This window comes from Nostoc sp., from assembly GCF_036917315.1.
GTDB lineage: Bacteria > Cyanobacteriota > Cyanobacteriia > Cyanobacteriales > Nostocaceae > Nostoc.
In genome coordinates this window covers 1-22525 of sequence record NZ_JBALDR010000033.1, presented here as the reverse complement: position 1 = coordinate 22525, position 22525 = coordinate 1, and the positions used below count along the sequence as shown (strand labels likewise).

The window sequence follows — 22525 nt, the reverse complement described above, 5'->3', positions numbered from 1 at the left end:
ATTAGTTTGGCATTCATGTAAAGAATATATAGCTCATCGACTGTTTCAATCAGTATGTGAACTAAAATCTACCTTAAATAAACTCTTAAATGATGTAGAGCTTATTATTAAATGGGGAAGAAAAATAAAAAACAAGGGAAATGCTGTTTGTGCAAATTAAAAGCACAACAGCTTAATAGCGATCGCCAGCCTATTGCTAATACAATCCCCATTCTAATTTCAGAGTTTCTAACTTATTATTTTTTACACTCATTCTCCTACACTCTTCCAAAAATTCTTTGACTTGTCCTTCGTTAAGACTTAAACCGCCATCTTGTAGATTATTAATGTAAGTAATTACATCTGAAGTTGTTAAAGCCGAACTTATTTCTTCTAGAAGAATAGCATTTCTAACTTCCCGGCAAACCAACTCAATATCTGATGAAGTAAATCTCCCACTTTTATCTGCTAGAATTTCAAAGTTAACTAGCTGATTCATATCAATTTTTGATAGGTAGTGTTTGAACAAATCTATTCTTTCTACTCGATCGGGGGGAAAAACAGGAATCTTCCAATCTAATCTACCAGAACGCTTCAAAGCACTATCAATACCACTCAAATAGTTAGTAGCAGCGATGACAATTACATCACTATTTTGTAGATTATTTAGTTCTATGAGTAATTGGTTAATAGTCGCTTTTTGGTCTGTGTGTGCGTTGTCATCGTTACGATTAAACCCAATACTGTCTAACTCATCAATGAATAAAAGTGAAGGAGCTTTTTTCTTAGCTTGAGCAAAGATATCTCGAATATTCTTTTGACTTTGCCCTATCCAAACACTGACAATATCGGCAGGAGAGAACTTAAAGAAATATCTTCCAGACTCATTAGCAAAGGCATTTGCTAGTAAAGTTTTACCACATCCCGGTAAGCCATAGAAAAGAATTCCACCAATTGAACTCTTATATCCTTTAGATTGCAACTTCAAGAGTCTAGTTAGTTTCTCTTTTTCTTCATTCAGCCCTTGTACTTGGCTAAAATCAAGTTTAAATTCTTTGACGCGGTTAGTAATTGGATATGCTTGTACTAAACTAGGTTTTTTAGCTCCATAATTAAAAGATGGATAGTCGATAGAGTCAAAGGATACTGGGACTAATTGGTGTTTTTCATAATCAGGAGCCATGATTACAACTTGGAAGCGATCGCCATAATATCCAGAAAACTTATATTCTAATATCTCCTTAACTTTTTTAAGTTGGTAATAGTTGCGTGCTATCTCAAAACCAGGAATTACCAACCAAAGGCTTTCTAGTTGATTTGGCCATACTTTTGATTTCCTCAAAACTCGTTTAATTGAATCTAAAAAGAGATTATTATCCTGAAACTCTTGATATTTGAGAGTTTCTATCTCAACCACTACCTGATTTTTTACATAGACTTCTATAATTTCACTTTGGTACTCTTCATCATCATCTGATGTATCTTCATCGATTGTTTCTTCATCCCTAGAAGTCAACTCAACTTCACAGCCGATATTAGACAATCCATATCCTAGACTTTCCAAAGTTTTAATAGCAAAATACTTAAGGTAGATATATTCTTTACTTTCCTGCTGCCACTTCAGAGTGTAAAAATGTTCAGCTTTCATCTTCAACAATAACTGAGACTCAGCTTGGATTTGAGCCTTTTGTAATTCGACAAAGTAATCTTGCAAAGATGCATCATCTTCCTCTATTTCATAATATGGAAGTTCTAGTATTAGACGGAAATGGGCGTACACTTCCTCTTTATGTTCAATAGAGGCTTCATTTGGGTATTTACACCTGAGAGTAAAAGTAAAAGGAATTTTACTAGCAACTTTATCTACCAAATATCCTAAAGCATCTTCTTGCTGATGAGCTTGGATTTCTAATGCCGATGGACAATGAAATAAAATAAAAAATTGTTCGGAATTATATTTATTGGCATATAAGGATATTTGTTCAAACTGCCGATCGAATTTTTCATAATCAAGCAACTCTAAACCAGTGTTGCCAAGTATAATGCTGGTCATAGTCGAGCGATAAAATTGAAAAATACTAGCATCAGAGATAGGATTTTCTTGTTCGTCTTCACAATCTTTATCTTCTGAGGCAATACTTGTAGGGATTTTCCTAGTAGCAGCTTTGGGTATACTATTGTATCCTCCATACTGAGATTTTCTAATTAATTCATAATTAAAGATTTTGAGAACAATATCACAGAAGAAATCTTCTACTTGTGGAATCAAAAAAATACCTACTGGCTGGTGAGAATCTAAACACGCTTGGAATCTTTCATATTCTTGTTCAGATCCAAAATCAAACAAGTAGTAGAAAAAATCATGCTTGACTGAAATTGCCTCTGTTAGTTTGGCTGAAATTGATTCAGATTCAGCAACTTGATTTATTGGTTCTACACCTTTAAGAGAAATAGCTATTTTTGTATCTAACGGAATATGCAAATCCAACTGAGGAGTTGCACAAAGTCCCAATTCATCAAGAGCAGTATTAAAATCATCTATGAATGATTGACTTCTACGCTGGTAGCCAAACTGTTCTATGATACTTTTGACCCGTAGGCTTTTTTGAGTTTTACCAGTTCTCTGGAGTTTATTTTTAATCGAACGTAAGTAGGCTGTATATGACATTTTGTGTCCTCTTGCTTGAGTCGGATTAATTAGCATCCCCAAGGAAGCTAAATATATAGTTCCCTAAGTTGCATATCCAGCTAACTCACACAAGCGATGTCTTTTGACTTGCTGCTTTAATCTACGCTTTCCAAAGGTAGAGAATTATTTGATGAGGTTAAATATTTTTGTACAGGAGTACGATAAATAATCATGCACAAGCCATCGCTACAGTCGGGTTAGTGCGGGATTAAGCGGAGGTTCAGTAGTGTTTGAAATCAACAGGCGGCGCAGGAACTCCAGATGGAACATCACTGAAGACTTGGCTGGGTATATGTTCATGATGCCCACCATTCTAGTTTTGGGAACTTTTGTAGTCTTACCAATCCTCTACGCCGTTTTTCTTTCTTTGCAAAAAGTGCAACTTCTTGGTGGTATTGAATACGAATTCATCGGTTTTCGCAACTTCACGCGATTAGCTGAAGATGAACGGGTTTGGATTGCTTTAAGAAACACAGCCGAATATGTAGCCATTGTTGTACCAACTCAAACTATCCTGGCTTTAATTCTGGCGGTAACTCTGAATTCTGGGATTCGTGGTAAAAATTGGTGGCGTATCCTCTACTTTTTGCCCACAGTCACTTCTTCAGCTGTGCTGACACTCATCTTTATGTGGATTTATAACACTGATGGGCTACTAAACGATTTTCTCGCATTTGTGGGGCTACCTACTTACAACTGGTTGGGCGATCCAGCAGTTGCGCTCAAAGGCATTATGCTCATGAACATTTGGTCAACTGCGCCGTTTTTCATGGTGATTTATCTGGCGGCGTTGCAAGATATACCCCAAACGCTTTATGAGGCGGCGGAACTTGATGGCGCAAATGGGTGGCAGCAATTTATCCACATTACTCTTCCCTTGCTGAAGCCTGTAACCTTCTTTGTGGCGACAGTGGGGGTAATTGGGACTTTTCAACTTTTTGACCAGTCTTACATCTTCTCTGGCGGTACTGGCGGGCCAAACAACGCTACCTTAACTGTGGTGCTGCTGATTTATCAAGCTGTGTTTCGGAATTTACAAATGGGATATGCAGCTGCGATCGCATTTTTGTTAGCAGCAGTTATCATTGCCATCACTTTGATTCAGCGGCGACTTTTCGGAGGCGAACGGATTTGACTAACTCCTCTGGCTTATGTTGGCTCAAAGCCCTGTTGTACGTCTTACTGACACTCTATGCCATCGTTACCCTAATACCCTTTCTCTGGGCACTTTCAGCATCATTTAAGCCGCTAACAGAGATTGTCAGTGGTGAACCCAACTTTCTCCCCAAGAATTTTACTCTTGACAACTACAGGCAAATCTTTCTCCAAGAACCGCTGTTTTGGCGCTGGTTATTCAACAGTGTAGCGATCGCTGTCAGCGTTACGCTTTTAAACTTGTTGTTAAATTCAATGGCTGGTTATGCTTTGGCAAGACTGCGCTTTGTGGGCAAGCGCTTTTGGTTCTTCCTAATTTTGGCAGTACTAGCAGTACCGACGCAAATTACCCTAATTCCGACATTTTTGATTTTAAAAGCGATCGGCTGGCTAAATTCTTACCAAGGCATGATTGTTCCTAGCATGGTGAATGCCACTTTTATCTTCATGATGCGGCAGTTTTTCGTTAATTTTCCTAAAGAACTAGAAGAAGCAGCTCAACTCGATGGCTTAAATACTTTTGGAATTTTTCGACACATTGTCTTACCTTTGGCAAAACCAGCACTAGCAGCACAGGCGGTTTTTGTCTTCATGGGGAGTTGGAATAATTTTTTACTGCCTATAGTTATCCTATTTGACCCAGAAATGTTTACCCTCCCCTTGGGGCTGAACACCTTTAAAGGTCAATACATCAGCTATTGGAACTACATTATGGCGGCTTCTATGGTCTTTACCCTGCCAGCTTTAGGCATTTATGCCTTTTTTAATCGTTACTTTATTCAAAGCGTCACCTTCACCGGGGGAAAAGGTTAATAGGCATTAGTCATTAGTCATTAGTCGTTAGTCAAAAGTTAAAAATTCTTCCCCTACTTCCCCCGCTTCCCCTGCCCCCTGCCCCCTGCTCTCTTTCCCCTCCCATTCCCCAAACAGTATTTTGGGCAACAAATTGCACTCCTAACGTGATATTGGTATTACAGCGACTCAATCTCTCTCTATCAGTAAACAAGCATTATGGGTTTTGCAGACCTATCGATCGCAGAGATAGCAGCCGACTACAGCATTCCTGTAGAACAAGTGTTTTCTCTGTGCAACCAACTGGGAATCGCCTACAAACACCAAAAGACCCGTTTGGCGTTAGAAGATGCAAAGGCAATTATTTCCCAAATATCCTCTGAAATATGCCCCAAAGGTACTAACGACTTAGTGGACGATCGCGAAGTCACCTGAAGGGTTATCTCAGAACTTTGGCTAATAACTGATAGCTAATGATAAAAAACAATGAGTCATTAGCAATTAGCAGCTTGGAGATTGAGAATCGCGTTCTTAGCTGTGTTGAGCGTCAAAATCTTTAAGGGGAAACATGTTTATAAGACTAATTGGCGTTGTTGTGGCTACTGTTTTACTCTCGTTTCAGTTGATTGTCGGTAGCGCGACAGCAGTGGAACTAGACAAAGCTACCCGAACAGTGCCATTAAATACTCAAGGTGATACCGTTGTACTCAGCCTCAAACAAGTCAAAGAAGGCAAACGCTTATTTAATTACGCTTGCGCCCAATGTCATGCTGGTGGAGTTACCAAGACAAATCAAAACGTGGGACTCACTCCAGAGGACTTGGCACTGGCAACTCCTAACCGTAACAACATTGAAGGTTTAGTAGATTACCTGAAAAATCCCACTACTTACGACGGGGAAGAAGAGATTTCCGAAATACACCCCAGTCTCAAAAGCGCAGATATTTTCACAGCAGTGCGAAATCTGACGGATGATGACTTGGAGGCGATCGCGGGTCATATTCTCTTACAACCCAAAATCGTTGGTACTAAGTGGGGAGGCGGAAAAATCTATTACTAAATCCCGGAGTTGAGTCATTGGGAATAGGGTATTGGGCATTGGGAATAGGGCATTGGGAAGAATTCAGTCCCCATTCCCCATTCCCCATTCCCCGTTCCCTATTCCCCATTTACTGCTTATTGGATAGCTTTTTGCAATAAATTGCTCTCCATTCTTAAAAAAAAAATAGATATATGACAGATTGTCATACTTTGACGTTGATTTTATTTAAAATGAGAAAGGGAAAAAAATTGTTTGTTAGGAGAGAGCTATGAAATTAATTTCGGCAAGCTGGCGACGCCTTAGTTTAGCTGTGTTGACAATCCTTTTAGTTGTTAGCAGCTTTGCTGTTTTTACTCCCAGTGCTTCGGCTGAAACCTACAAGGTAAAATTGGGTAGCGATAAAGGACTGCTAGCATTTGAACCGAAAAAGTTGACCATCAAACCAGGTGACACTATTGAATGGGTGAACAATAAAGTTCCTCCCCATAATGTTGTGTTTGATGCTGCCAAAAACCCCTCTAAGAGCGCCGATTTAGCTAAATCTTTGTCTCACAAGAAGTTGCTCATGAGTCCTGGACAAAAGGAAACAACCACCTTTGCAGCAGACGCGCCTGCTGGTGACTACACCTTCTACTGTGAACCTCATCGTGGTGCTGGCATGGTTGGTACAATTACTGTCCAAGGCTAGAAACACCAGCGTTTGACACGAGATGATTACTCAGTGAAATTAGCTCATCGCCACACGCTACACTCCTAGAGTGACGCACAAAATGCAGAAATGGCGGTAACGAGTTCTATCCTTACCTAAGACGCTAAACAATCTGTAGCGATCGAGGAGTGAACTTGTTACCGCCAATTTTGATCAAATTTGACTTAATCAGGGATTAATCGCGTTTATACTCTTGCTGGAGGCTTGTTGCGAGGAAATACTGTTGAGAATACTTTTATTAATTCTACTGTCGGCGATCGCCCTATTCAAATTTACATTCATTAGTCCGGCACTAGCTGCCGAAACATCCAACGGTGCTAAAATTTTCGAGGCTAACTGCGCTTCTTGCCATATAGGTGGCGGTAACATCCTTATCAGCCAGAAAACCTTGAAAAAGGAAGCATTGTCAAAGTACCTAGAAAATTACGATCGAGACTCAATCGAGGCGATTATCCACCAAGTGCAAAATGGTAAAAATGCTATGCCTGCCTTTAAAGACAAGTTAAGTTCTGAAGAGATTCTGGAGGTAGCTGCTTACGTTTTTCAAAATGCGGAACAAGGCTGGTAAAGTAGCTATACCGTATAGTTTTTGTGAGGTGAGCGTTTTGCCTATCTTTAATTACTGACAAGCTAGACGCTCACCCCAAAACATTCGAGAATTTCTAAATTAAGTATTATGTATGACAAATTAGCGATCGCTAGTTCGTCAACTACTAAAAAAAATATTTTAAACCCAACACCCTGATGTAGAGACGCGATGAATCGCATCTTGAAACTACACCAATAACCCTTAACCCAAACGTATTGTATTTTAAACAGGACTTATGCAAAAATTTTTCAGATAGGGACAGTACCCTGCGGTTACTCCAGTTGAGAACTCGTAGAGTAGCCGCTTCTTTATCAGACGCTGCAAATGCGTCTAGATAAATTACCCCTACCTGAATCCGAAATTATCAACGGGCGATTATTTTTCTGGATTAGACTTTTGTCTGTTTTCCTTGACTTCGCGCAACCGTTCTACTAATTTTTTATCCGATTCAGCAGCAGATGTAGACTGACCCTGATTGATTTTTGGCAACAATAAAGGTTCAGAAGTAGTAGCTGCCGATGAAGGCGTAGACTGGTTATTTTTAATTTGCAGTTCAGATAATGGTTTGGGAGTAGCTGCTGGTGTAGTTAATGGTTTGAGAGTACCTGTTGGTGAGGACGTAGGCGGGTTATTTCTGATTTGGAAATTAGGTAATGGTTTAAAAGTAGCTGCTGGTGAGGGGGTAATCTGATTGTTATTGATTCCCGGTGCAGATAATGACGAGGGGTTTTGCTCTTGAGTAATCCCAGTTAGATTGCTCGTGCTGTTTTGGAAACGTAGGTTGAATGGATAGGAACTAATCTGTTTATCACCCTTGGGGGATTGCTTGTTGAAGTATTGCCTTGCTTTTAATTGCAATTCCGGGGAAATTAACTTGTCTTGAAATTTGATATCTAAGACCTTACCATCAGGATCGACAACCAATACTCCCAAAACAGCACCTTCAAGATTTGACTTATTTGTGGATAATGTTTGGCGGATGACTGGTTTTTGTTCAGCGTTGGGGTATTGTTGCTGGACTTCCTTTCTCAGGTTGGCGTAAGAGTCTAGCTGTGCAATTGCCTGTTGAGTTCCCTTCGTTGATAAATTCGCTGTTTGTAGCGTGCTTCCCCTAGTTCCAATTAAAGTATCCCCATTCCTAGGAGCTTGTTTTAGAGAATTTATCAGTGGGTTTTGAGCAATTGTAGACGACGCATTAGGAATTGGTTCCGTCATTGGCTGCGAAGTCATTGGCTGCGAAGTCGGATTTACCTGTGCCGTTGCAACGGGTGTACTGTCAGATAAGATTGGAGGCTGGGGATTCCGCAGAAGATCGGCAGGTATTTGCTGCGACTGCAATTCTGGCAACCTATTTACAGCTAGCGGCTTAGGTGGCTCGTATTTGGCGACACTCTCATTCACATTTACACGAGGAACTGGTTGAGAGAATCTAGCGCTGGTATTAAATTTAGAACTATCAAATTTAGAAGCATCAAACCGCAAATTATCACTAGGAATCATCCGCAAAGATTGCCTTGTAGGCAAAGAAGAGACTCGATAGTTATTCGATGATGCGGGTAGTGGAGGTAATACCAACTGGCCGGATGGCGATGGCGCTAATGGGGTTAATCCCGGTTGGAGGCTAAAGTTTGAAGCAGCAAGTGGGGCGACTGGAGGTAATTGTTGTAAACCAATTTGGGGGCTGCTTTGCGGCAAACGGTTTTGGTCAGCTTGACTCAATTCCAAAAGTCCGACTGTTTTGGATGATGCTGTTTCTTTGGGCTTGTTAGACTCCATCGGCATCAATGGTACGATCATGGCGATCGCACCGTGGATACCAAGGGAGGCTATAGCTGCTATCCCAATTGGCTGGCTTAAGATTTCTGGTATATTTTTCAGCAGGGAGACGTAAGACATGGCTGTTATCGTTCACTCACTCAGTTGCAGTTGACTAGCGATTTTCTCTTTTCGACTTTGCAATATCTTGCAAGATATGCGTTCTTCATAAGGAAATAATAACTTCCCCTGTTGGCAATCAAAACGCCAAAATTGCCATTTATTCAAGTTTTTAATTAATCTAATGACGCTGTATCATAATTTTCAAAATTCGAGCTTGCTAAAGAGATATTTGAAAAATTACTAATTTTGATTTTTTATTGTTATGACACACACAATTAAAATTAATATCTAGGAGTTTTATAAAGTTTAAGTAAACGCACAAGTTTGAATACATCAAAACATCTGCCGAAGTTGCCTTGTTTTTAAACTGTTTTTCAGTCAACTACACTTCTGTAACAGATGACACACGTATTTGTTCGAGACTGGGCCCTATTTGAAAATACTACCACATCGGTAGCCCCTCAAACTGTTGCAAATTGTACAATTTTATTGACATTCTAGCCTTAAATTTCACCAAAGCTATTGGTTTTTTTTCCAAGGAGTGAGTCAGGCGATCGCAATTCTAGCTCCTGAATATGACTACTTATTCGTGAAAAAAGTTCAAACCCTCAATCATTGCATCCAAAATTTCAAATGCCGTTACCGACAGTTATTTTGCCTGGATATTTAGAAAGTGCGATCGCTTATCGTAAACTAGAACAATCCCTACAAAACTTAGATTTTCCCACAGTTACAGTCCCACTGCGGCGGCGTGACTGGCTCCCCACTCTGGGAGTAAGACCCGTAATATCGATTTTGCAACAACTCGACCGCACGATTAAGCATATATTGCAGCAACATAATGCTACTCAAATTAACTTAATTGGTCACTCAGCCGGAGGTTGGATATCTCGCATTTACATGGGAGAAAAGCCCTATTTGGCAAGCGGTGATGTCAAACCATTTCTCTGGCAAGCGCATCCCTTGGTTGCTACTTTCATCACCTTGGGTACACCCCATATTAGCCAAGAACGCTGGACACGTTCCAATCTAGATTTTGTCACCAATAACTACCCAGGAGCGTTTTACAAAAACGTTCGTTACGTTTGTGTAGCTGGCAAAACTATCTTTGGGAAAAGGCGGCCTGGTAGTTGGTTAGCTTACAGTAGCTACCAATTAACTTGTGGTAAGGGTAACACATGGGGAGATGGCATTACGCCCATTGAAGCTGCTCATTTGGAGGGAGCGGAAAATCTGGTAATTGAAGGTGTCAAGCATTCTCCCAGAAGTCCCGGAATTTGGTATGGCTCACCAGAACCCTTAAAAGCTTGGGTGCAATATTTGATTTAAAAAACTTTATTTTTATATAAGGAAAGTAAAATTTATTAAAATTTCTTAGCTAAAATTGTAATAAGAATAAATACTTAGTTAAGAACAGGAGGGGTGAGCCATGCAAAGCACCCAGTTTGATAAGATTTTGCGAAGAATAGCGACGATATTATCAGTCGTGATTTTCACTCTGTGTTTAATTTATGTCTCTACCGGAGTTTTGCTGTCTTTTTACTATGAACCGACAGCAGGCGGAGCTTATAACTCATTGAAGATGATTAATACACAACTGCCATACGGTTGGTTGTTTTGGAGAGCGCATGAAATTGCTGGTAACGGGGTAATTGCGATCGCTCTCATTCAAATTGTGGTGATGTTTTTAGGTCGGCAATTTCGCAAGAGTTGGCTGGCTGCTTGGATTAGTGTGGTTTTGTTAACCCTAAGTGCGATCGGGCTGGATTGGACAGCGATGATTTTAGATTGGACTCAGGAAGGGTACTGGCGTTTTAGCATTGAGCTAGGAACCATCGAAGCCATTCCTTTGATTGGTGGGCAACTGCGCGAAATCCTGACTGGTGGTGGAGCCATTAACACAATTACCGTCGAACACCTTTACACAATCCACAGTTATCTGATTTCGGTAGCGACGCTAATTCTCGCCATAGTACATTTGTCTGCTTTACTCTGGCAAGAATGGCAAATGTATCAAGAAGCGCCAAAATCAGAAAGCGAATTTATTCCTTCTCAAGGCTAATAAAGAGCCAAAGAGGAGTAAAAGGGCAATGAGTATAAGGAAGAGACAAGGTAAATGGGGAAGATAACGGAGAGACTTGTTCAATAATTTCCCCTTGTCCCCCTCTGCCCCTCTGCCCCTCTGCCCCTCTGCTCCTCTGCTCCCCTGCTCCCCTGCCCCTCATCCCCCAGAAGCCTCACTAGTAGAAAGTTGAGATAATTGGGCGAGGGATAGGTCTTCAACCTCTGGTAACTTTTCTAGAGAGAGGGGAGTGGATTGGGTAGCACCAGATAAGCGTTTTAAAAGGCTAGGTCTGGGGTCATGCAATAGATAAATAATGCGATCGCCAATTTCCCAATCTTGGTTCGCTGGCATTACTTGTAAGCGTTCTGCTCGTTCTATCAATAACGGTATCAACACTCCAGTCCGAATCTTTTCTTGGATGCGATCGCATTGAGTCGAAAACTCCAACTCATCTAGCGTAGTTGTCCCCAACTTCACCCGCCCATCATTCAAATACTCATTCCAAGTTTTAATCGCTAAGTCTGGGATAAAAGCTTGATTAACTTTATTATTAGCCGACATACTAGCTTGCGGATCGCGGGGAAAAACAGCTAGGACGCGTGGGGGTTTAAACTCTTCAGCTGCTCTTTGAGCCAAAACAAAATTCACCTCCCCATTACTTGTCATAGCCAAAAAAGTACCTATAGAAGCAAGTCCTGCCTCTTCTAAAACAGCAGCATCCAGCGCACTGCTGGCAATAACCCGGAGATTTTGCGCCTCTGCTTGCACAAGACATTCGGGGTCAGTATCAATCATCACCACATTTTCTCCCCGTTCTTGAAAGAAGCGGGCAATCACAAGACTCAAGGGATTACAACCCACAATCACTGCCCCAGTTACGTCCTTAGAGGTGATTTGCAGCCATTTAGCAACCCAGCCAGCTGTTAGCCCTTGGCAGACAACAGTCATGATAATTGTGAGGAAAACTAAAGCTTTGATGGAATCACCGCCGTTAATGCCTCGCTGTGTCAACGAAATCGCAAAAAAAGAAGCTACAGAGGCGGCAACAATTCCTCTCGGAGCAACCCAGCTTAAAAACAGTTTCTGTCGCCAGTTTAAGTCACTGTTCCAGGTACACAACAAGATATTAATCGGGCGAACGACAAACATTAGTACCAAAACGGTGAATAAACTACCCCAACCCAAAGCAAACACACTGGCAATGGATAGGTCAGCAGCTAATAAGATAAATAGCACCGAAACGCTGAGGATTGTCAGCTGACCTTTAAAGCTGCGTAACAGACGTTCTTCCGGCACTGAGGAGTTAGCAAAGACTGCTCCTGCAACTACTGTTGTCATGACTCCCGATTCACTGCGGATCATCTGCGATAAGGTAAACAAGCTCCAAAGTATCGCCAACACCACTAAGTTTTTTAGCTCAAATGACAGAAAACTGGCGCGTTTGAAAATCAAACTCATCAGATAACCGCCAGCACCACCAATGGCTGCTCCCACACCCAGACGTATAAGTAAACCGACGATCGCATTGATCGGGTCAGCATCGCCGTTCAAAATCGTATCGAGGACAACGAAGGCGAGGATAGCCCCTACAGGGTCAATTAAAACCCCTTCTCCTTCCAAAAGTGTTGCCACTTGTCGATCTACATTGATTTGTTTGAGCAATGGGCCAACAACAGTTGGGCCTGTCACCACGACTATGGAAGCATAGAGAAAAGCTATGTTCCAGGGAAATTCACCCAGCCAGTGAGCAGCCATACTCCCGCCAAGTAGGGTGATTAGCGTTCCTTGAGTGACGAGCAATTGTAGGCTGACTGAAACTCTACCTAACTCACGCAGATCCAAGTTAAGTCCGCCTTCAAACAAAATGATTGCCGTTGCTAGAGCGACTATAACTTCCAGTCCAGTGCCTAGCGAATGGGGATGCAATAGCCCTATGCCATCGGAGCCAAACAAAATGCCCAACAGCAATAACAAGACGATGCTGGGTACACGAAGGTATGCAGCCAGCACTTGGGCGCTAATACCTGCAAAGACAGCGATCGCCATCTGTATGGTGATTTCAAAAGATGCTTCCATATTGTAGATTTTGAGCGATTTATTTCAAAATCTCTTGTAAAAAACCGTAGATATTAACTCTACAGGGTACAACATCATACCCTTTGTTCCTTGCTGTCTTCAGCGTTTGTTAGATATGTGTATACCCCGAAATTCCCAGCGCCCAAGGCTGACACACCCTGCGGCTGACCGCAGAAGTATCTACGGACTTTTTTATCTGTCTCCATATCTTTGTATCCTCTTCAAGCTTTTGCTTCCACCCAGTTTAGCTGCCACAAACTTTTTTTGGCAAAACCTGTTGACAAGAGCAAAAAAATTGGTTAACTTATAAAAGGTCTGAGTCCGATGCCCCCATCGTCTAGAGGCCTAGGACACCTCCCTTTCACGGAGGTAACGGGGATTCGAATTCCCCTGGGGGTACTTAAAAACAATAAAAAGCAAAAGCTTTTTTGTTTGAAATCTAGCAATAAAAACCATCATCCAGGAATACCCTGAATGATGGTTTAATTGTTATTATGCATACGGTTCTTTACTGGCTAGCTCTTCTACACGTTGGTGAATAGCCAAAAGATTTAACCGCAAATCTTTGCTCAGACGATTTTCAATAATTCCCACTGGCATAGTGAGTTTAGGCCAAACTTGAATTGTGTAGGACAGATTTGTTCCTAGATACTCACCGAAAGAATAAGGCTCTAAGCACCAGCTACCAGAAAAGCCTTTAAAATCTCCCTCTACCATGCGGAAATTAATTGCTTTAGGGAAGCATTCTTCCAAATCCAGAACTACCCGCGCAGAAAAATTGAAATTCAGTAAGCGCTGGGAGCCTACTTGCTCCAGTCGAATCCCACCATCGGGATGCTCAATTAGACAACTCTTAGCGAGGTTGGGGAGGAAGTCAGGTAAGGCTTCATAATTTGTCAGAACCTTCCAGATTTGCTCCACTGGGTGGGGAATTTGGACTTTAGCACTGATTTGCCGCTGTCGCTCTGCTATTTTCTCAATTTGAATTTCTACCTGAGCAAGCAAATCCCCTTCTAGGTTGGTGTCATCAGTGGAAGACTGCAAATCAGGGTTCTCTGTTGTGTTCTGTTTTTTAGTCACTTTCAGAATTATGGTTTGCTTTCGTCAGAAAATTGGGGCAGAGTCAAGGTGAAGCAAATTTCGCTCTGTTCAGAATCCGAAATGGGGAGACTTTCAACAGCGATCGCTCCATTCAGATGCTGCACTAAAGACTTGACTAAAGCAAGTCCCAAGCCAGTTCCTGGAGTCCAGCGCCCTTTTCCCCGACGGAACTTATCAAAGATGTAGGTCGCTTCTTCTTCAGAGATGGCACGTCCTGTATTCGTCACCTTCATGATAACTTGATCGATTTGTTGATCGACTCGGTGAGCCGCTTCAAGGCAGACTATTGTATCAGGTTCTGAGTATTTACAGGCATTCGTTAATAATTCTTGCAGGATACGGTCAAAACTCTCCAGTTCCGTTTGCAGTTTGAGCGATTCTTCCGGCAAATCTATAGAAATTCTTAATCCTTTTTCGCCAAGTTTTTTCTCGAAAGATGCTGCTATATCTTGAATTCTAGTATTTAAATCTATAGATTCTAATTGCGGGGCTTCATGAGGCGACTCTAGCTTTTGGAGTGTCAACAAGTCATTAATCAAGTTGATTTCCTTTGAACATTCCTGCTCAAGAATATCCAGATATCTACCCTGACGCTCTGGTGTTATTCCTGGCAAACGCAAGTTTTTTATTGACATCAGCATATTTGTCAAAGGATAGCGTAAGCGATCGCTCATGTTACTCAAAAATTCATCTTTGAGTTCATTAAGTTTCCGCAGTTGCTCGACATACTGCCGGGTTCTTTCATGCAATTTCGCTTGGAGTTCTATACTACTCTGGAGTTTCGCCGTCCGATCGTCTACCAAAGTTTGCACTTGACGCAATGTCTGTGACTGAATTATGGCGTTACTCATTTGAGCGCAAACCATTTCCACAAGATTTAATTCTTCTGGTTGCCAATTGCGAATCACAGATTGCTGTAGCACCAAGAATCCTAAAATTTTACCTTGACTTTCCAATGGCACTAAAAGTACCGCAGGCAATTTCTCTATCGCAAATAATGGAGAAGCTGTTAAGGTATCGTTTTGATCTGTATAGTCATGGAAGATTACTGGTTTTCCAGAATCCATGAAGGCACGCTGGCATAAACCACAGTCTGAAATCAAGAAAGACTGAGCTAAGGTGTCTGGTTTACTAGTGCCAGAATTTTGTGTTTCTCTAGCCCATTGGGCGATTACACTAGCTTTCGCTTTGGGGATTTGTTTTTTGGCTTGAGTCTTAAATAGTGGATCTGTATATTTTAGTAAGATGAGCAAACCCCGATCTGCCTGTAGAGATTCGGCTGTCGAGGCGATAACTAACTGGAGCATTTGATTCAGCTCCAAGTTGCTACGACTCAATAGGGTTAATTGCTTGATCAAGCTTTGATGGTGCTTGCTTTTTTGCAGGGACTGCTCTTGATGAGTAATTTGTTGAGCTTGTGCCACTCCAGAAAAAGCGATCGCGCAAGCTGACTCCACTTCTTTGAGCAATTGTTTTTCTGATTCACTCCATTCATAAGGTTGGAATTTAATCAGATTAATCACTCCATTATTATTGCCACCAAACCGAGTCGGAATTGCCAAAACCGCTTTTATGGGTAGTGGTAAATATTGGCACCCAATTACCAGACTATTCTGAATTATGGAAATGTCTTCAATAGTCAATGGTTGGGCAGCGCATTGCAGCACTGGCGAGTGCATAAGCAACTGTTCCATCGAAAACATTTCTTCTGGGTGCGGCAACCCTAGATACTCATCAGCGCACCAGTTAGTCGTAGTTGCTTCGTCGGATGTCTCATTCGCCACTGAAACCAAGCAGCAGCAATCTACTTGAAAAGCAACCCCTAGCAATTGGGCAATCTCTTGCAGCATCAAAGCCGTAGCAGAGCTATTAGCAATGATTTGGTTAATTTTTTGTACCAACTCGCGGGCAGGTTCTTCCTGATGCTGCATCAGCTTGACTTGGTAAGGTTGTAGTCGATCTATGTCATCTATGTAATGTGGCGGCGATGATAAAGGCTTTTTCATTTCTGGCACGCCCTCGGATAATAACCCCATTGTTCTTGCACCCAACCTCTTGGCATATTCTTCACCGTTAGTTGTGTTGCTACACCCTGAATAATTGACAAATTTTTTGTGAATACTTTCTCTCACCTGTTATAGCCCTTTTCTATCTCAGATGGCCAAGTTTCCACTGTATCAAGCAAATTGCTACATTGGTACATAAGTAATAGAATACTCAAGATATCCTATAAATGCTTAAGTTAGCTTATTTTTAACTGCTCTATTTTGAAATAATGCACTAACTTTATCTTGTCTGTAAGTATACATAAACCGTAATTTCTCTGGAATTACAGCAAAATTCCCCTTTTGAGGGCGTAAAATTACGTAACTTGCTTTATAAAGCTTTATTACATTTCTTGAAAAAACTAGTAGGTTTAACAAGCTACTCCTCGATCTCCGTAACTCTCAGTAAAATATCAACAAAAGTAAAGGAAACACGAAGAGGTTGCTCTTGCAGTGTAAGCTTCTCTTCTCTAGGAGAGGGTGCATCAACGAGACGCACTCGTGTTCAGACCCGATCTACACTGATAGCGTAACTATAATAGCGAGTTCGTAAGCGTCTTGTTCCCAACCTATGGCAGAAATTTGGAGTAGAGCTTAAATTTAAATAAATTCTTGCTCACTAGAGGTTGCGGTAGTTCTGGCTAAATTGTGAATGCAGCCCAGTTATGAGTAAAAATAACTAGGCTGCATTCGTCTGAATATAAAAAAACCACATCTATTTTCAGAACTATATTTTTTAAAGTAGTAAGAGCATTTTGTACTTTCTGGTGGTAGTGGCGGGCTTTTCGGCCCGCCCTACACCAGGTTTCAAAATGGACGAAGTTTATCCAGCCAAGCTCTCGACACTCAGAGGAACCATATCGCCATTCCTCGTTAGTCCTAACAACATCGGTTCTTGGGGTTGAATTAGTTGACCTGTAAGCACACAGCGTTCTTCTTGCTGAGCTGTGGCAGCTATGCTAGCTCGAATGTCGGATCGCGAAAATCGAGGCTTCCACTCACCTGATTTTTGCTGGACATAATTCCAAAGGATATCTCGGATCAGAGCTTGATATCCCTGATTCCCAGCTATTTCTTTGAGTTTATCTTTGAGTTCCCGTTCTAGGCGAATGCTGGTAACTTCCATATCGGTGGTTGGGGTGCGAGCGATCGTATGCATCAGTTTTTCTCCTTAAAGGTATAGACAGGATAGTAATACAAGTGTAGTATGTTTAAAGGAATGTTCAATAGGTGAAATTTTCTGTGAAATCCATTTACCCCATCTTTACTTCAATTTTGTGCGTTACCAATTGCCGAACCAATTGGGAATCAGCTGCTATGGAAGTGGAGTATTTATTTATGGGCGATGGTAGCCGAAATCATGGGCAAATCACAGAGGGCAATGATGATTATAAGTATGTAGGCTTTAGTGCACTAATTGCAAAACCACAACTAAATCAAAAAAGCGGGGGGTACAGGCGAAGGAATCCTGTACCGATATGAGACCAGAAAATTTTCCGGTCAATTCTAACCCCCGCTTCATCCAAAACTTGAAGCGGGGGTTTTTTTATAAGGAGTTAAGCTGTGACGATATCTTCCATGCGCGGCGCGAACGCAATGCAAGTGTTAGAGCAATCTGTGGTGGTGTTTTCTCAAAATTACTTGCCACTATGTCGGGTCAATATCAAGCGGGCGATTGTGCTGTTAGTAACCAACAAGGCGCAACCGCTGGGTTTTACCACAGAAAGCGGATGGCAAGTTCACTCACCCAGTTTGGTAATTGATGTGCCAAAACATATTCGCTTGACAATCACTTCTAATGAGCGGATGTGGAAAGTTCCGCCAGTGAATCGGCGAGAAGTATTGCGACGAGACCATCACAGTTGCCAATATTGCGGCAGCAGCAAACATCTAACGCTAGATCATGTGATGCCGCGTTCTAAAGGCGGTTCTCACACTTGGGATAACGTAGTCGCAGCTTGTGAAAGATGTAACTCCCGTAAAGGCGATCGCACACTGTTTGAAGCTGGTATGCAACTGCGTACCAAACCAAAAGCGCCAATCCACCCCGCGATTTCTTTTGCTGAACAGTTTTGGATAGATATGCAAGCAAACCTGGAATAACAGGAGAGCATAAGGAATGCTGAAATTAACTTACACTGAAAGCAGTTTTGATTTGGAATGTGTCACTTTGTCGCTAGAAGAATGGGTAGCGCAACGAGTGATTTTAGCCCTGCGAGTTGGGCAAAGTTTGTGCATTGAACCCAGCACTGCTTCCTTTTTGCTTCCTGTTGATTTACCAGGAGTAGAAGTGCTGAGGTCTGAGGTAAAAAGAGATGACAGAGAAATCATTGCTCTCTGTGCGTGCGATGCCGAATATATGGAAGTCACCCTGCGGGGTTCTTGGCTATCAGCTAGTTCTAAGGATTCTGTCGGTGTGTTTGTCACCACTATGAGCGATCGCGCTGAGTTCTTTTTGCACAAACTTTGGCAGGAAGCTCAATCTTGTGCTTCTGTGATGAGCGAATAAACGAAATAGTAGGGTGAGGAGAATTTCTCACCTTTATTGCTCCATTTGTAGTAGTTCAGGAATTGTTACAAATCGGTAGCCTTGCTGTTTGAGTCCGCTAATGATTTGTGGCAAAGCTTCTACAGTTCTTTGGCGATCGCCACCACCGTCATGCATTAAAACAATAGAACCAGGTTTCGCGCCTTTCAAGACATTATTTACAAATGCCTGCGGTTTGGCGTGAGGATCGGTATCAGCTGAAGTTAGCGACCACATAATTACAGCGTCTTTCTGGCTTTTGGCGTAAGCGGCTAGTCCGTTATTTAAAAAGCCTCCAGGAGGACGAAATAAAGAAGTTTTGACTCCTGTAGTTTTGTATATCAAATCGGCTGTGCGATCGATTTCACTCTTGGCTGTGGCTTCATCCATTCGCCGATACCAATGATGCCAAGTATGGTTGCCAATGGCGTGTCCCTCGGCTACTTCACGCTTGGCTAAGTCTGGATTTGCTTCTAAAGCTTGTCCTACCCAAAAGAATGTTGCTTTAACATCATTTTGCTTCAAGATGTCCAGCATTTCTAGGGTTGTCTTCGGCCAGGGCCCATCATCAATGCCCAGAGCAATAACCTTCTCGTTATTCCTGGGATGCACCTGATAAACTGTTTTTCCCTGAAATTTAACTGGGACTGTAAAGGTAGGGTTTTCTACTTTGGCTGGCGGTAGTTGGGCATTAATTTGGCCCTTTGCTGGATGAGCTTGAACTTGTGCAATATGGATTTTGCTTAAAGGCTGGTTCAACCCCGATTGTGGGGAGATACCTGGAGCAATACTACAAGCTGTAATACTAGAGGCGATCGCGACAATACTAATTATCTGTTGTCGCTTGAGGTGGTTGTCTGTCACGTCAGGCTTTTAAAGATCAACCAATCATAAGCTGTAGTTTTAGTTTTCAGAGGGTTTAGCAAGGTCAAATCTAAGCGCAGAAGCTTTTCTAGACAATTTCAAAAAAACTTTCTGAAACCCCTTGACACCTCTTGTAGTATTTTGTAGTATATATGTAGTGAGGCGAAAGACAAAGCTTCTCAAGAGTCAAATTTATGTTCTACATCCAACTAAAGGACAGGCGTTGGAATAAACCAAAGTCCCCAGTCAACAAAGCTGTTTCTACTTGCAAATCATCGGCAGTAGAGGCAAGAAACGAAAAAAGTTCTAAGTTTGCACCCATCAAAACCACTGAATACATCCGTAATACATAACAGGCTTGCTACCTAGAGTGTTGGTTGTTTTCCTAACAGTTTCTAACAGTAAATTTTCTGAACCTTGAAAACTAAATAAGAAATGGGCAAGTTCACCAACAAAATCTGTGCCTAAAAACTTAAAAGTTTAGGCACAGATTCCCAAAAATCGGGGTGTAGCTCAACTGGCTAGAGCGTTCCGTTGTCTGCGGAAATGTTGCGGGTTCAAGTCCCGTCACCCTGGTTGTAGTCCTGTAGGCGAATAGTTTAAGCCGTCAGCCTCTCAAGCTGAAGATTGCGAGTGCGAATCTCGTCAGGACTCCCAAATGGTCAGGTAGCCAAGTGGTTGAAGGCGTTGGTCTGCAAAACCGATTAGCGCGGGTTCAAATCCCGCCCTGACCTCTGTCGCAGCGTAGCTTAATCAGCAAAGCCCCAGGTTCATACCCTGGTATATGCGGGTGCAAATCCCGCCGCTGCCACCAAATGCAGGGATGGTGTAACGGTAACACCTCGTGACTCCAAATCCGATGTTCTAGGTTCAAATCCTAGTCCCTGTGTCAGACAATTTTAGATTTTTTAAATTAATAAATTTAATCCAAAATCTAAAATTCGGTAAATTATGCCCTTGTGGACTAATGGTTAAGTCAGTGTTCTTTCAAAGCACAGATGCGAGTTCAATTCTCGTCGAGGGAATGATTATGGGTCGGTGGCCGAGTCTGGCTGAAGGCGACAGTCTGTAAAACTGTTCTTTTTTGCACGCAGGTTCAAATCCTGCTCGACCCACTGTGGAGAGGTGGCTGAGTGGCTCAAAGCGTCCTCCTGCTAAGAGGAAGCGGGTAGTTAATACCCGTCGCAGGTTCAAATCCTGTTCTCTCCGTTTTGAGAGTGTGGTGTAACTGGATAACATCTCAGTCTACGAAACTGAAGACGTGAGGGTTCAAATCCCTCCACTCTCGTTATATGGGAGAGATGATGGGGTGGCTGATTCGAGTTGAATTAAACCAGTCTACTGGGTAAAACCTATCTCTCCTCCTTATCCCCCGGTAGCTCAGTTGGTAGTTAGCGCCTGTCTGAAGAACAGGAGGTCGTCGGTTCGATTCCGACCTGGGGGGCTTCGTTGCCTCATAGCTCAACGGTAGAGCAAGCGGCTGTTAACCGCGCGGTTGTAGGTTCGAGTCCTACTGAGGCAGCCATTCATTGCCGGGTGGACGAATTGGTAAGTCGCATCGCTCTGAACGATGAGGTTGCAGGTTCAAACCCTGCCCTGGCAATAAAGCCCTGTGGTGTAATTGGCAACATAGCGCCCTTTGAAGGCGAAGATTCCAGGTTCGAGTCCTGGCGGGGCTGCCAAACTTGCTCTTGTAGCCCAACTGGAAGAGGCTGCCGTCTCAAAAACGGTATGTTGTGGGTTCGATTCCCACCAAGAGTACCAAAATTTGCTCCTGTAGCCCAATTGGAAGAGGTGACAGACTTAAAATCTGTTTGGTTGTGGGTTCGACTCCCACCAGGAGTACCAACGGGATGTAATTCAGCGGCCAGAAGCCATGCTTTGGGAGCATGGAGTCGCAGGTTCAAATCCTGCCATCCCGATATGCCCCTGTGACGGAACTGGCATACGTGCTGGAATCAGAGTCCAGATTTTGCAGGTTCAAATCCTGTCAGGGGCACTAAGCTCTCGTGGCGGAACGGAAGACGCACTAGACCGAGGATCTAGTTTTTTGCAGGTTCAAATCCTGTCGGGAGTACCAAAATATCTGGGTGTGGCGCAGGTTAAATCCCTGCCACTCAGACTTTACCCTTGTAGCCCAACGGAAGAGGCGCTTCGCTTAGAACGAAGAGGTTGCTGGTTCAAATCCAGTCAGGGGTATTGGTGAATATGCGGGGATAGAGCAATGGTGGCTCGTCAGGCTCATAACCTGAACATCGGCAGGTTCGACTCCTGCCCCCGTCACCAAAATTAGTGCTGGTGTAGCTCAATTGGCAGAGCAACTGGCTTGTAATCAGTAGGTTGCAGGTTCAATTCCTGTTACCAGCTTGATGCGGGTGTGATGTAACGGCAGCATGAGACGTTTCCACCGTCTTCGTGCGAGTTCAAATCTCGCCGTCCGCTCTGAACTTGCGGGTGTGATGTAATCGGTAGCATCTGAGTACGCCATACTCAGTGCGTGGGTTCAAGTCCCTCCACTCGCTTGCGTAGTCCTGTAACTCAATTGGTAGAGTGTCTTCCTTACAAGAAGAATGTTGCGGGTTCAAATCCTGCCAGGACTACCAAATATTGGGAGTGTAGCTCAATGGAATAGAGCTTCGAGCTTCTACCTCGAAAGTTGTGGGTTCAAGTCCTACCACTCCCGCCTATGGGTCTGTAGCTTAATTGGTAAAGCGTCTAACTGGCTGTTAGAAAAATGTCGGTTCAATTCCGACCAGTATCCACCAAATATGGGGTCATAGCTCAAATGGCTAGAGCGCCTGCCTTGCAAGCAGGAGGTTATGGGTTCAATTCCCATTGATTCCACTGATGGTGTCTGAAGCCAAAGTGGTCGAGGCGCTGGTTTGTGGAACCAGTCATAGCGGGTTCAAGCCCCGTCAGATAAGTAGGTGGGCGGGAAAATTTCTAACTATGTAACGAAAGCTTAACCAGAAAGACTAGAGTTAAATTTAATACGTTTTGTACTGTATTTGCCT

At 42.7% G+C, this 22525-nt stretch carries 19 protein-coding genes, 29 tRNA genes and 1 pseudogene; 40 read left to right on the top strand and 9 right to left on the bottom strand.

What is annotated here, in order from left to right:
- A pseudogene (locus V7K84_RS15405) lies at nt 1–160 on the top strand (IS630 family transposase); the annotation flags it as partial.
- A 36-nt stretch (nt 161–196) separates the two neighbouring features.
- On the opposite strand, the gene V7K84_RS15400 reads toward V7K84_RS15405, so the two are convergent.
- Nucleotides 197–2647: an ATP-binding protein gene (locus V7K84_RS15400; RefSeq protein WP_334839249.1), complete on the bottom strand. Its 2451-nt coding sequence runs from the start codon at nt 2645–2647 to the stop codon at nt 197–199.
- A 247-nt stretch (nt 2648–2894) separates the two neighbouring features.
- On the opposite strand from V7K84_RS15400, the gene V7K84_RS15395 reads away from it, so the two are divergent.
- The 6 genes from V7K84_RS15395 to petJ all read left to right on the top strand — a co-directional run bounded on the left by V7K84_RS15395 (nt 2895) and on the right by petJ (nt 6934).
- Entirely contained in the window at nt 2895–3803 is a 909-nt protein-coding gene (locus V7K84_RS15395; protein ID WP_334839247.1) for a carbohydrate ABC transporter permease, read from the top strand.
- Complete coding sequence (locus tag V7K84_RS15390; RefSeq protein WP_334839246.1) at nt 3800–4636, top strand: carbohydrate ABC transporter permease; 837 nt, start codon at nt 3800–3802, stop codon at nt 4634–4636. Before V7K84_RS15395 ends, V7K84_RS15390 begins: the two co-directional genes overlap by 4 nt.
- A 198-nt stretch (nt 4637–4834) precedes the next feature.
- On the top strand, nt 4835–5050 hold the full coding sequence (locus tag V7K84_RS15385) for a hypothetical protein (protein WP_334717375.1): 216 nt from the start codon (nt 4835–4837) through the stop codon (nt 5048–5050).
- 133 nt (nt 5051–5183) lie between these two features.
- Nucleotides 5184–5675: a photosystem II cytochrome c-550 gene (gene psbV, locus V7K84_RS15380; RefSeq protein ID WP_104908421.1), complete on the top strand. Its 492-nt coding sequence runs from the start codon at nt 5184–5186 to the stop codon at nt 5673–5675.
- 250 nt (nt 5676–5925) lie between these two features.
- Nucleotides 5926–6345, top strand: a complete 420-nt coding sequence (gene petE, locus V7K84_RS15375; RefSeq protein ID WP_322710361.1) for a plastocyanin — start codon at nt 5926–5928, stop codon at nt 6343–6345.
- Nucleotides 6346–6589: 244 nt separating this feature from the next.
- Nucleotides 6590–6934, top strand: coding sequence for a cytochrome c6 PetJ (gene petJ, locus V7K84_RS15370; RefSeq protein ID WP_334839239.1), 345 nt, complete (start codon nt 6590–6592; stop codon nt 6932–6934).
- Nucleotides 6935–6996: 62 nt separating this feature from the next.
- Here petJ and V7K84_RS15365 read toward each other — a convergent pair whose 3' ends face one another.
- Both V7K84_RS15365 and V7K84_RS15360 read right to left on the bottom strand, forming a co-directional pair.
- A complete protein-coding gene (locus tag V7K84_RS15365) occupies nt 6997–7134 on the bottom strand; it encodes a hypothetical protein (RefSeq protein ID WP_334839238.1) in 138 nt (45 codons plus the stop codon).
- 196 nt (nt 7135–7330) lie between these two features.
- Nucleotides 7331–8851: a hypothetical protein gene (locus tag V7K84_RS15360; RefSeq protein ID WP_334839236.1), complete on the bottom strand. Its 1521-nt coding sequence runs from the start codon at nt 8849–8851 to the stop codon at nt 7331–7333.
- 615 nt (nt 8852–9466) lie between these two features.
- On the opposite strand from V7K84_RS15360, the gene V7K84_RS15355 reads away from it, so the two are divergent.
- Nucleotides 9467–10162: an esterase/lipase family protein gene (locus V7K84_RS15355; RefSeq protein WP_334839235.1), complete on the top strand. Its 696-nt coding sequence runs from the start codon at nt 9467–9469 to the stop codon at nt 10160–10162.
- 100 nt (nt 10163–10262) lie between these two features.
- Nucleotides 10263–10895 (top strand): cytochrome b N-terminal domain-containing protein, encoded by a 633-nt coding sequence (locus V7K84_RS15350; RefSeq protein WP_334839234.1) that lies wholly within the window; start codon nt 10263–10265, stop codon nt 10893–10895.
- Between the two features lie 159 nt (nt 10896–11054).
- Here V7K84_RS15350 and V7K84_RS15345 read toward each other — a convergent pair whose 3' ends face one another.
- Complete coding sequence (locus tag V7K84_RS15345) at nt 11055–12974, bottom strand: cation:proton antiporter (protein WP_334839233.1); 1920 nt, start codon at nt 12972–12974, stop codon at nt 11055–11057.
- 326 nt (nt 12975–13300) lie between these two features.
- Between V7K84_RS15345 and V7K84_RS15340 the strand changes: the two genes are divergently transcribed.
- Nucleotides 13301–13373 (top strand) — tRNA-Glu (locus V7K84_RS15340).
- Between the two features lie 93 nt (nt 13374–13466).
- Here V7K84_RS15340 and V7K84_RS15335 read toward each other — a convergent pair.
- The 3 genes from V7K84_RS15335 to V7K84_RS15325 form a co-directional block, all read right to left on the bottom strand.
- Nucleotides 13467–14054: an SRPBCC family protein gene (locus V7K84_RS15335; RefSeq protein WP_334839231.1), complete on the bottom strand. Its 588-nt coding sequence runs from the start codon at nt 14052–14054 to the stop codon at nt 13467–13469.
- Between the two features lie 8 nt (nt 14055–14062).
- Nucleotides 14063–16081, bottom strand: a complete 2019-nt coding sequence (locus V7K84_RS15330) for a GAF domain-containing sensor histidine kinase (RefSeq protein WP_442940957.1) — start codon at nt 16079–16081, stop codon at nt 14063–14065.
- An 862-nt stretch (nt 16082–16943) separates the two neighbouring features.
- Nucleotides 16944–17279 (bottom strand): hypothetical protein, encoded by a 336-nt coding sequence (locus V7K84_RS15325; RefSeq protein ID WP_094347436.1) that lies wholly within the window; start codon nt 17277–17279, stop codon nt 16944–16946.
- A gap of 437 nt (nt 17280–17716) precedes the next feature.
- Between V7K84_RS15325 and V7K84_RS15320 the strand changes: the two genes are divergently transcribed.
- Entirely contained in the window at nt 17717–18223 is a 507-nt protein-coding gene (locus V7K84_RS15320) for an HNH endonuclease (RefSeq protein ID WP_322689471.1), read from the top strand.
- Nucleotides 18224–18239: 16 nt separating this feature from the next.
- Nucleotides 18240–18629, top strand: a complete 390-nt coding sequence (locus V7K84_RS15315) for an alr0857 family protein (protein WP_334839229.1) — start codon at nt 18240–18242, stop codon at nt 18627–18629.
- A gap of 33 nt (nt 18630–18662) precedes the next feature.
- Here the strand turns inward: V7K84_RS15315 and V7K84_RS15310 are convergent, their stop codons facing one another.
- Both V7K84_RS15310 and V7K84_RS15305 read right to left on the bottom strand, forming a co-directional pair.
- Nucleotides 18663–19511, bottom strand: a complete 849-nt coding sequence (locus V7K84_RS15310) for a polysaccharide deacetylase family protein (RefSeq protein WP_334839228.1) — start codon at nt 19509–19511, stop codon at nt 18663–18665.
- A gap of 199 nt (nt 19512–19710) precedes the next feature.
- Nucleotides 19711–19851 carry a hypothetical protein gene (locus V7K84_RS15305; protein WP_334839226.1) on the bottom strand — a complete coding sequence of 47 codons (141 nt, stop codon included), beginning with the start codon at nt 19849–19851 and terminating at the stop codon, nt 19711–19713.
- Between the two features lie 162 nt (nt 19852–20013).
- On the opposite strand from V7K84_RS15305, the gene V7K84_RS15300 reads away from it, so the two are divergent.
- The 28 genes from V7K84_RS15300 (at nt 20014) to V7K84_RS15165 (ending at nt 22434) form a co-directional block, all read left to right on the top strand.
- Nucleotides 20014–20087, top strand: a tRNA-Asp gene (locus V7K84_RS15300).
- Between the two features lie 4 nt (nt 20088–20091).
- Nucleotides 20092–20168, top strand: a tRNA-Glu gene (locus V7K84_RS15295).
- A gap of 3 nt (nt 20169–20171) precedes the next feature.
- Nucleotides 20172–20245 (top strand) — tRNA-Cys (locus V7K84_RS15290).
- 4 nt (nt 20246–20249) lie between these two features.
- Nucleotides 20250–20325, top strand: a tRNA-Met gene (locus tag V7K84_RS15285).
- Between the two features lie 3 nt (nt 20326–20328).
- A tRNA-Trp gene (locus V7K84_RS15280) sits at nt 20329–20400 on the top strand.
- Nucleotides 20401–20465: 65 nt separating this feature from the next.
- Nucleotides 20466–20536: transfer RNA gene (locus V7K84_RS15275), tRNA-Glu, on the top strand.
- A gap of 7 nt (nt 20537–20543) precedes the next feature.
- Nucleotides 20544–20626 (top strand) — tRNA-Tyr (locus tag V7K84_RS15270).
- Nucleotides 20627–20630: 4 nt separating this feature from the next.
- Nucleotides 20631–20720: transfer RNA gene (locus tag V7K84_RS15265), tRNA-Ser, on the top strand.
- 4 nt (nt 20721–20724) lie between these two features.
- Nucleotides 20725–20799 (top strand) — tRNA-Arg (locus tag V7K84_RS15260).
- 81 nt (nt 20800–20880) lie between these two features.
- Nucleotides 20881–20955, top strand: a tRNA-Phe gene (locus V7K84_RS15255).
- Between the two features lie 6 nt (nt 20956–20961).
- Nucleotides 20962–21036, top strand: a tRNA-Asn gene (locus V7K84_RS15250).
- 5 nt (nt 21037–21041) lie between these two features.
- A tRNA-Gln gene (locus tag V7K84_RS15245) sits at nt 21042–21114 on the top strand.
- A 3-nt stretch (nt 21115–21117) separates the two neighbouring features.
- Nucleotides 21118–21193: transfer RNA gene (locus V7K84_RS15240), tRNA-Gln, on the top strand.
- A 5-nt stretch (nt 21194–21198) separates the two neighbouring features.
- Nucleotides 21199–21275 (top strand) — tRNA-Leu (locus V7K84_RS15235).
- A gap of 6 nt (nt 21276–21281) precedes the next feature.
- Nucleotides 21282–21359 (top strand) — tRNA-Leu (locus V7K84_RS15230).
- Nucleotide 21360: 1 nt separating this feature from the next.
- A tRNA-Pro gene (locus tag V7K84_RS15225) sits at nt 21361–21433 on the top strand.
- Nucleotides 21434–21436: 3 nt separating this feature from the next.
- Nucleotides 21437–21510: transfer RNA gene (locus V7K84_RS15220), tRNA-Leu, on the top strand.
- 4 nt (nt 21511–21514) lie between these two features.
- Nucleotides 21515–21591: transfer RNA gene (locus V7K84_RS15215), tRNA-Leu, on the top strand.
- 46 nt (nt 21592–21637) lie between these two features.
- Nucleotides 21638–21710 (top strand) — tRNA-Leu (locus V7K84_RS15210).
- 10 nt (nt 21711–21720) lie between these two features.
- Nucleotides 21721–21797 (top strand) — tRNA-Met (locus tag V7K84_RS15205).
- A gap of 8 nt (nt 21798–21805) precedes the next feature.
- A tRNA-Thr gene (locus V7K84_RS15200) sits at nt 21806–21878 on the top strand.
- 4 nt (nt 21879–21882) lie between these two features.
- A tRNA-Gly gene (locus V7K84_RS15195) sits at nt 21883–21953 on the top strand.
- An 8-nt stretch (nt 21954–21961) separates the two neighbouring features.
- Nucleotides 21962–22033: transfer RNA gene (locus V7K84_RS15190), tRNA-Gly, on the top strand.
- A gap of 5 nt (nt 22034–22038) precedes the next feature.
- Nucleotides 22039–22114, top strand: a tRNA-Val gene (locus V7K84_RS15185).
- A gap of 6 nt (nt 22115–22120) precedes the next feature.
- Nucleotides 22121–22194, top strand: a tRNA-Arg gene (locus V7K84_RS15180).
- Between the two features lie 5 nt (nt 22195–22199).
- Nucleotides 22200–22276: transfer RNA gene (locus V7K84_RS15175), tRNA-Ala, on the top strand.
- Between the two features lie 5 nt (nt 22277–22281).
- A tRNA-Ala gene (locus tag V7K84_RS15170) sits at nt 22282–22355 on the top strand.
- 7 nt (nt 22356–22362) lie between these two features.
- A tRNA-His gene (locus V7K84_RS15165) sits at nt 22363–22434 on the top strand.
- Nucleotides 22435–22525 lie beyond the last annotated feature (91 nt).